The 2,362-nt window shown below is 32.9% G+C and carries 4 protein-coding genes; 3 read left to right on the top strand and 1 reads right to left on the bottom strand.

Annotation, left to right across the window (positions count from 1 at the left end; all coding sequences use genetic code 11):
- The first annotated feature begins 42 nt into the window (after nucleotides 1-42).
- The 3 genes from HU235_RS16760 to HU235_RS16750 all read left to right on the top strand — a co-directional run bounded on the left by HU235_RS16760 (nucleotide 43) and on the right by HU235_RS16750 (nucleotide 2,203).
- On the top strand, nucleotides 43-576 hold the full coding sequence (locus HU235_RS16760) for a tryptophan transporter (protein ID WP_174880945.1): 534 nt from the start codon (nucleotides 43-45) through the stop codon (nucleotides 574-576).
- 484 nt (nucleotides 577-1,060) lie between these two features.
- Nucleotides 1,061-1,414, top strand: a complete 354-nt coding sequence (locus HU235_RS16755) for a YtxH domain-containing protein (RefSeq protein WP_170944377.1) — start codon at nucleotides 1,061-1,063, stop codon at nucleotides 1,412-1,414.
- Between the two features lie 189 nt (nucleotides 1,415-1,603).
- Nucleotides 1,604-2,203, top strand: coding sequence for an HTH-type transcriptional regulator Hpr (locus tag HU235_RS16750; RefSeq protein ID WP_095300988.1), 600 nt, complete (start codon nucleotides 1,604-1,606; stop codon nucleotides 2,201-2,203).
- 16 nt (nucleotides 2,204-2,219) lie between these two features.
- Here the strand turns inward: HU235_RS16750 and HU235_RS25540 are convergent, their stop codons facing one another.
- Nucleotides 2,220-2,354: a DUF1878 family protein gene (locus tag HU235_RS25540; protein ID WP_411828266.1), complete on the bottom strand. Its 135-nt coding sequence runs from the start codon at nucleotides 2,352-2,354 to the stop codon at nucleotides 2,220-2,222.
- Nucleotides 2,355-2,362: the final 8 nt, after the last annotated feature.

Genomic DNA, 2,362 nt, shown 5'->3' with positions numbered 1-2,362 from the left:
CTATTGGAGAGATATAAGAGATGAGATTAGGAGAGATGAGAAATGAAAACACGAGTTTTAGTTACATTATCACTTTTTGCTGCAATTGGGGCAGTGCTTCATATGGTTATGCCGCCATTCTACAACGGAATGAAGCCGGATATGATGTTAATTATGATGTTAATTATGATGTTCATTGGAATTATGCTTTTCCCTAGTTTAAAAAACGTAACATTACTTAGTATTGTTACTGGTATTTTATCAGCATTAACGACGAATTTTCCTGGGGGACAAATTCCAAATATCATTGATAAGCTTATAACAGCCTTCATATTTTACGGTCTATTTCTGCTCGTAAAGAAATATGCGCAAAATATTGTAGTAGCAACCGTGTTAGTTGTTATTGGAACAATTGTTTCTGGAACGATCTTTTTAACATCTGCATTAATAATCGTTGGATTGCCAGGCGGGGCTGCCTTTACAGCATTATTTTTATCTGTTGTCCTTCCGGCGACACTGTTCAATGGAGCCGCAACGATTATTGTTCTACCAATTGTTCAAGCAATATTTAAACGTTCCAACTTTATTACAGCATAGACTTCTAACCCGATCTTCTATAAGATCGGGTTTTTCTATACCTCTCTCTATTTATTTAACACTGAGTAAAATAATTCCGATTAACAAAGAGAGAAAACCTGCTACTGCTAAGACCACTAGTTTTTGTTTTATCACCCTTTTAGGTGGATAAGATGCCGATCGTTGAAAAAGCTTAAAATAATGAAATACTCCAATAAATGAAAGAAAACTTAAAAAAAAGAAAAAAAAGATTACCCCTGCCATACGAACCCCCTTAATCTTTCGGAAGGATATTATTCTCCGAATATTATTAATATTGCAAGCTTCTTTTCAAGGGTGATACGGTTAAACATGTCCTATTTTGCATGACATTTTAATTTTTGGTTTATTCAAAAATGTCCTTATAAAAGGTATGCGAAGTTTTAATTATCTATGTATAATGTTAAGTAAGATAGATTATGGAAAGAATACAATGAATATATTGAGATGCTTGGAGTGATGAATGATGGCAAAAAATACATCCTTTTTTACCGGGTTAATAGTAGGAGGAATTGTCGGCGGGATCGCTACATTATTAACAACCCCTTCTTCTGGTAAAGAATTGCGAGCAAACTTGCAAGCAAACCGAAAAAGATTAGATACAACTCTTCAGCAATTAAAGAATGAAAGTATTATTCTAAAAAACCAAATGAAGGAAGCTGCAATTGAGGGCACTCAAGTCGTGAAGGAAGTTTCAGTCGACATAAAAAATGCTATCAATCAGTTCAAACAAGAAATAGAGCCTCATAAAATTGAATTACAAAAGGAAATTGACGAGGTTGAAAAGAAAATTAAACAACTTGAACAAACTTTACATTAATGTTTTTGATTCAAAATAAAAAAGTGTGCTGGATATATGTGATCAACACACTTTTTTTCATCCCTAAAAGCTGCTAAACAAGGAATTATGTAAATATTTTAAAATTTCATAAATTTATATCTTTATTAATCTTTATTTTATTGGCATAATAGAGAATAATACAATTTGGAAGTACGGGGGTGACCGGTGATGAAACATAATGAAAAGGATTATACTATAAAAGAAGCCTTATTATTTAGTCAACGAGTTGCGCAGCTTAGTAAGGCATTATGGAAAACAATTGAAAAAGATTGGCAACAATGGATTAAGCCATATGACCTAAATATTAATGAGCATCATATACTTTGGATTGCAGATCATTTAAATGGAGCTTCAATTTCAGAGATTGCTAAATTCGGAGTTATGCATGTCTCAACTGCGTTTAACTTTTCGAAAAAGTTAGAGGAACGAGGTTATCTTGAGTTTTCTAAAAAAGCTAACGATAAGCGGAATACGTATATCAAATTGACAAAGCAAGGCGAAGAAGTTCTTGAACAATTATTAGAAGATTTTAGTCCTGATCGAAATTCTGTCTTTAAAGGAGCACTTCCATTACAAAACTTATATGGAAAATTCCCAGAAATGCTCGATATGATGTGCATCATTCGAAATATTTATGGCGATGATTTCATGGAAATCTTCGAGCGTTCCTTTGATAATTTAGAGGATTCGTTTTACGAGGAGAATGGAAGTCTAACAAAGAAGGCTCCAACGAAAGAAACATCAGAACAATTGTTACCATCAAGCTAATTTAGAATGCAAAGGATTATTTCAATAAGGATATAAATTCCTTCATTAATAAAGGATACATTCCCTGTTTTGACATTGCTTGAATCGTTTCATTTGCATTAAGCTTGTCATTTAATTGATTTGCAAATTGCGTAAGGAGGTCTGTATAAATGACTAATC

It is taken from the genome of Metabacillus niabensis (genome assembly GCF_902829255.1).
In the GTDB taxonomy this organism is placed as follows: domain Bacteria; phylum Bacillota; class Bacilli; order Bacillales; family Bacillaceae; genus Metabacillus; species Metabacillus niabensis.
This window is presented reverse-complemented; position numbering and strand designations above follow the sequence as displayed.